This is a genomic window from Bifidobacterium rousetti, assembly GCF_008698235.1.
GTDB lineage: Bacteria > Actinomycetota > Actinomycetes > Actinomycetales > Bifidobacteriaceae > Bifidobacterium > Bifidobacterium rousetti.
Window position 1 is genome coordinate 170,447 of sequence record NZ_PEBH01000005.1, and the last position, 6,448, is coordinate 176,894.

4 protein-coding genes (1 of these 4 only partly in view) are annotated in these 6,448 nt (G+C 63.3%); all 4 read left to right on the forward strand.

The window, feature by feature from the left end:
- Nucleotides 1-13 precede the first annotated feature (13 nt).
- Entirely contained in the window at nucleotides 14-844 is an 831-nt protein-coding gene (locus CSQ85_RS07075; RefSeq protein WP_150383463.1) for a DUF881 domain-containing protein, read from the forward strand.
- A gap of 6 nt (nucleotides 845-850) precedes the next feature.
- Nucleotides 851-2,023 (forward strand): class E sortase, encoded by a 1,173-nt coding sequence (locus CSQ85_RS07080; RefSeq protein WP_150383464.1) that lies wholly within the window; start codon nucleotides 851-853, stop codon nucleotides 2,021-2,023.
- Between the two features lie 235 nt (nucleotides 2,024-2,258).
- On the forward strand, nucleotides 2,259-2,903 hold the full coding sequence (locus CSQ85_RS07085) for an anthranilate synthase component II (protein ID WP_150383465.1): 645 nt from the start codon (nucleotides 2,259-2,261) through the stop codon (nucleotides 2,901-2,903).
- A 1,767-nt stretch (nucleotides 2,904-4,670) separates the two neighbouring features.
- A protein-coding gene (locus CSQ85_RS07090) for an Ig-like domain-containing protein (RefSeq protein WP_449495015.1) crosses the window boundary here: on the forward strand, nucleotides 4,671-6,448 show its 5' portion. It continues 1,021 nt past the right edge of the window; 1,778 of the gene's 2,799 nt are visible here — the first part of the coding sequence; it begins with the start codon at nucleotides 4,671-4,673; the stop codon falls past the right edge of the window.

Consider the following 6,448-nt stretch of genomic DNA (forward strand, 5'->3'; position numbering starts at 1 on the left):
AAGGCGGGCGGCCATGGCCAGGCACGGAGGCGGACGGCACAGCGCGAAACGCTCCTTCGCGGGCGGCGTCGCGGTGATGCTCGTCGTCGCGCTCACCGGATACCTGTTCATGACGAACCTGCGCTTCAACCGCACCGCCACCGTCAACTCGGACACCGCCGGACTCATCGAACAGCGCGTCGACGAGGTCAACGGACTCAACGCCGAAGTCGAGAAGCTCAGTGCGGACGTGAGCACCCTCACCGACGTCGTCGCGAAGAACGGCAGCGACGCCACGGCCAACGACGCCGGTTCCGGCGCGACCCTGCCCGCCGTGGATGGCGCGGGCGTCGCCGTCACGCTCGATGATTCGCCGATGTGGGAGCAGGCGATCGACTCGTCCGGTTCCAGCGAGGACATCGACAAGTACGTGATCCACCAGCAGGACATCGAATCGGTGATCAACGCGCTATGGACGGGCGGCGCCACGTCGATGATGTTCATGGATCAGCGCATGCTGTTCAACTCCGCCGTGATCTGCTCGGGCAACGTCGTCTCGCTGCACGGCAAGAAATACTCGCCGCCGTTCACGATCTACGCGATCGGCGATCAGGACAGCCTCGTCAAGGCGCTCGACGATTCGCCCGCGATCGGCATCTACAAGCAGTACGTTAGCGCGTTCGGCCTCGGCTGGAAGGTCGAGCGGAAGAAGGATCTGCATTTCGACGAGACCGCGTCGCTGCTGTCGCCGCTCAAGTACGCGACCGTCGTGGGCGGCGCGTCCGGTTCGTCAACCGGTGCGTCGGGTGATGCATCAGGCGCAGATGGCACGACCGGCTCGACCGCCGGCACGCAGGGGGAGTGACGTTCGATGAGGCATAGCGCGAACAGGACGATCGGCACGCGATCCGCCTCGCGCCGCAATCCGGCGTGGCAGGCGGTCGGCATCCTCGCGGAGCTGCTCATCACCATGGCCGTGATCTGCGCGCTGTACATCGCGTGGCAGATGTGGTGGACCGGCGTGCAGGCCGAACGCACGCAGGCCGAGACGCGTGAACAGGTCTCGTGGTCCGCTCCGGGCGGATCGGACGGTACATCGGGCGGCTCGAGCGACGGCGACGGCGGCACGGGCACGAAGGTCGCGCCGGCCCAGTCGGGCGACGCCCCCGTCCAGCCGCAAAGCGCCAACTACGGCGACCTGATCGCGCAACTGTACATACCGCGATTCGGTCAGGGCTGGCAGCGCAACATCGTCGAAGGCACCGACGCCGAACAGCTCGCGCGCCACGGACTCGGCCACTACCAGACCACGCAGATGCCGGGCGCGGTCGGCAACTTCGCGATTGCCGGGCATCGATCCGGCTACGGCGAACCGCTCGGCGACATCGACAAACTCCAGAACGGCGACCCGATCGTCATCCGCACACAGGACTACTGGTACGTGTACACGTACACGAGCTATCAGATCGTCGACCCGACCGACGTGTGGGTGGTCGCGCCGAACCCGACGCCGGACGTGTCCGGGCAGAACGCGCAGCCGACCAAACGCATGATCACGCTCACCACCTGCGAGCCGAAATACACGACCGCCACCCACCGCTGGATCGCATGGGGCGAACTCAAATACTGGGCGAAGGTCTCCGACGGCGTGCCGCAGGAACTCGCCGTCACCGACTCCGCCGGCACGGTGCGGTTCGCGAACACCAGCGGGACGGAGATGTCGCTGCCCGCCCGGCTCGGCTCGCTCCAGCCGTACGTGATCGGCGCGCTGGTGATCTGGTCGGTGCTCGCGATCGCGGCCGCCGTCGCATGGCGCTGGCCGCTGCTCGCCGACATCCGCGCGGGGCGACGCCGCAGGCCCGACGCGAGCCTGTACGGCGCGCTGTGGCGTCTCCAGCCCGGCGTGCTGCCGATCCGCGTCGTGCTCACCGCGCTGCTCGTCGTCGCGGCGGTCGGCGCGCTGTTCCAATGGACGTTCCCGTGGGCCGCCGCCAACATCCCGATGCTGCAGCAGATGAGCAACTACGTGGCCGTTCAGCAGTAGCCGCACTTATTCGGGGGATGTTCGGGGGTGGTTGGCTCCCTCTGATGAGGGGGCTGTCGACGAAGTCGACTGGGGGAGAGACGCACGCTGTCACGCTGTCCGTCAGCGGTGCATCGGGCGGCGTCGCGTTGGGGCGGTGCACTAGACTGACAGCAATCGCCCTCCCCGCACCACCGCGCGCATGCGTTGCCGGTCACCGGGCGCAGGGACGTCCCGTCATCTGTAAGGAGCCATCGTGACCGATTCCGCGCACATCCTCGTGGTCGACAACTACGATTCGTTCGTCTATACGATCGTCGGATACCTGAAGACGCTCGGCGCCACCGTCGACGTGGTGCGCAACGACGTCGTCGACCCGTCTGACGAGCATGTGACCGACGGCTACGACGGTGTGCTGATCTCGCCCGGCCCCGGCGCCCCGGCCGAATCCGGCGCCAGCGAGGATATGATCCGACTGTGCGCCCGCCAGAACAAGCCGATGTTCGGCGTGTGCCTCGGACTGCAGGCGCTCGCCGAGGTGTACGGCTGCACGGTCGATCACGCGCCGACGATCATGCACGGCAAGACCAGCCTCGTCGAGCACGTTGACGACGAGATCTTCGCCGGCGTCGCCAACCCGATGACCGCCACGCGATACCACTCGCTCGCCGTCGAGCCCGATTCCGTGCCGGACACGCTTGAGGTGACCGCGTGGACGCAGGGCGACCACATCGTGCAGGGCATCCGCGTCAAGGGCAAGCCGATGTACGCGGTCCAGTTCCACCCCGAATCCGTGATGACCCAGGACGGCTACCGCCTCCTCGCCAACTGGCTCGCCGTCTGCGGCCAGACCACCGCCGTAGCCAACTCCGCAGGCCTCCAGCCCAAGGTGAACAAGTAAGCGTGGGCTCGTAGGCTGTTGTCGCTTGCCGAGCTGATCGGCGGCTGGTGATTGGTGGCTGAGCTGACTGGTGGGCTGGTTGTCTGGGGCGGGCAGTTGATAGCTGTGGGCTGGCGGCTATTGAAAACCTCTCGCTCAGTCAGGCTTGGCGAGACATAAGTGTCGATTGGTAATGATCATCTCTCGCTGGGGCGTTACTCGCAAGAGGTGGATGCGGGATAGTGACGGATGTGTCTCGCGGGGGTGGGGTCAGTGAGAGACGCGTGCTGGGTGGTGACGGATGTGTCTCGCTGAGTATGGTGCCAGTGGGAGATGAATGCGGGATGATAACGAAAATGTCTCGCTGGGGATGGGCCAGCGAGACATGTGTGCGTGATGGTGACGGGTGTCTCTCGCTGGGCTGGTTGTTGGCGAGAGCCGTATGTGGTGTGGTGACTGGTATCTCTCACTGAGGCAGGTCTTGCGAGAGGTACGCGCGATGTGGTGACGGGTGTCTCTCGCTAGTTCCTTTGTGGGTTGGTCCCCGGTGCGTTCGGGTTGTGGCGGTGTTGCCGTTCAGCGGGCGTCAATCGTTTTATGTTTGGTGAGTGGCGGGATTGTGTCGGAGCCATCTCACGGCGCTTCCAAAGTGCCCGAATTGTGGGCGGAATTGTCTCGGGGGGGGGGGTGAACTGGTAGCCGAGTGTCCTCATACATAAGGACATGAAGAGAAAGGGGCGACCCATGACACAGGGTCACATCAGAGGCGGCATTGTCGCCAGAATCGTCGGTGTGGTGTCCGCGTTGGCCATGTTGGCTACCGGCATGGTGGTGTCCTCCACCGCCAATGCCGCCGACGCGGAAACCACGGTGAAATCCTCCGAAGCCGCGGCACCGGCAGCCGCATCGGACGGTAACGTGAAGCTGGATTGGAATCTCGACGGCCATACGTCGGATTACCTCTGGGATTACAACACGACGCTCGACGCGATCAAGCCGTATCCTTCCGAGATTCAGGGCACGAAGAACGGTGACGCCTGGAATCCGGATCTGAATCCACGGAAGACTTGGAGCGATGCGCATGGGGATACATCAGAGGCGCCGAACTTCTATCGGGTCTACAGCCCCAATTCCGCCTACTTCAACGACAGCTATCGTGGTTCCTTCTTCACATGGAATTCGGAGAAGGACGGTTCCGGTGATGCCTATGTGTTCAGGAGCGGCACGGGCGACAAGTTCCGTGTCGTGGACGCGCCGCGTACCACAAGCGGCGCTGTGAAGTGGCCTAAGTATGGCACGCTGTACGCGCAGTGGGGACGGTCGAGCGGTTCCGGCGTCTTCCACGTCGATGAGGTGAAGCGTGACGCGAACGCCATCAAGAGCCTGAAGTTCTTCACTTACGGATGGGGCGGCAAGACCTATCAAGAGGATCTCTCGATCGAGGCCTGCACCACGTTCCATCAGGATGGTGTCCGCAACGATGATCAGTGCCTGCGGCAGCCGGATCAGGCTACTTACGAATGGTCCGAATACCTGCGAGGCGATTGGCAGACGAACGATAAGGGTGAAGCGACGATCGACCTCTCGAAGTTCACGAAGGACTCCGATTTCGATGATTTCGTCAATGCGGTGGTCGCCGATCAGAACATCAAGTATCTGCGTCTGGGGAGTCTCGGTGCCGTGAAGCTTGTGGATGGCGATCCGCAGCCGCTGAACCAGCAGAACGGGCCGCGCTTCACGTCGTGGAACAGTAACACCAGCATTACGGTCGGCGATACCTGGCTGACCATGGATCGTATCAAGAGCGCGTTTGCCGCGGTGGATGCCGATGGCACCGATCTGAAGGACCAAGTCAAGATCGAGGGTGCGCTCGACACGTCGAAGCCGGGCGTGTACTGGCTGAAGGCCTCCGTCAAGGGCAAGAATGGAACGGCCGCATCGGAGTATGTGGTGACGGTCCGTCCCCAGGTGGTCGCGAACGACAAGCTGAGCGTAGCGAACCAGAACAAGAACTTGGTGTCCGTCGACACCACGACGGAGAACGATTCGTTCACGCCCGACCTGTCCGCGTATAAAGGGCAGATCGTCACCGTGTACGTGACCCGCCAGAATGATGACGGATCTTGGCCTGAAGGTGGCTCCTACTACACGGATGAAACCGTCAAGGTGCCGGCGGATGGCAATGTCCAGAACGACATCTCCTTCAACCCGGGCTCCGGCAAGTTCAGGGTGATCGTCATCCCGTGGCAGAAGCCGGACGACTTCAAGTGGGATGAGCTCACTCGCACACAGAACGGCGGTGGCACCGATCCTGGCCAGCCCAACAAGTACTGCACTCCCGAGTTCACCGTCGACGGCAAGACGATTGGCAAGCCGTATAACGACGATGACACCACCAGGGCCGAGGGCAAGACCGTGCCGGTGTCCAAGTCCAACAAGTATGATCGGTGGGACGGCGTGTCCATCACCTGCGATGGTAAGGCCGTCGCGAAGAGCGATCGCACGGTGTTCGGTTCCGTGGACACCACGAAACCGGGCCAGTACGAGCTGTCGTACTTCGCCTACGATTCGAACAAGCGCATCGAGCGCCGTTCGTTCGTCGTGACCGTGAGCGGCACGGCCATCACCGTTCCGGTCGAGTCCGTGACCATTTCCGGCGACGGAGTCAAGGACGGCAAGCTGGCGGTGGATGCGGGCAAGCCCGCAACTCTCACCGCCACGGTGACGCCGGACAACGCGACCGACAAGAACGTGACGTGGACTTCTTCCGATGACGGGGTCGCGACGGTCAAGGATGGCAAGGTCACCGCGATTGCGGCTGGCACCGCCACGATCACCGCGACCGCGGGCGATAAGTCAGCTACGGTCGAGATCACCGTCAACAAGGTCGATGTTCCGGCGACCGGCGTCATCATCTCGGGCGCGGGCCTCGGTGTGGACAATCAGACCAAGAACAGTACGCTGTCTCTGACTGAGGGCGGTTCCGCGGATCTTGAGGCGACCATTCAGCCCGAAGGCGCCACCGGAACGGTGACGTGGGCGTCCTCCGATGAGACGGTCGTGAAGGTCGAGAACGGTAAGGTCACCGCGGGGGAGACAACTGGTAAGGCCAACATCACCGCGACCGTCAACGGCAACACGACCACCGTGGAGGTGACCGTCGAGGCGAAGCCCGCTGCTGGTTCCGTCGACAAGTCCAAGCTTGGCGAGGCCATCGCCAACGCGGATGCGATGAAGAACGATGCGGCCAAGTACACGCCGGATTCGTGGGCCGAGATGCAGAAGCAGCTTGGTTACGCGCAGACGGTGCAGGGCGACGGCAACGCCACCCGGACCCGCGTCGATGCTGCAACAGGTTCGTTGAACGACGCGATTAAGGATCTCAAGCCCGCCCCGACTGATGCGGACAAGAAGGCTCTGAGCGACGCCATCACGGATGCGGAGAAGCTCAACGAGCAGGATTACACCTCCGAATCGTGGAAGACATTCTCCGGAGCTCTGACCGAGGCCAAGAAGGTCGCCGCCAACCAGAACGCGACCGCCGACGAGGTCAAGAAGGCTACCGC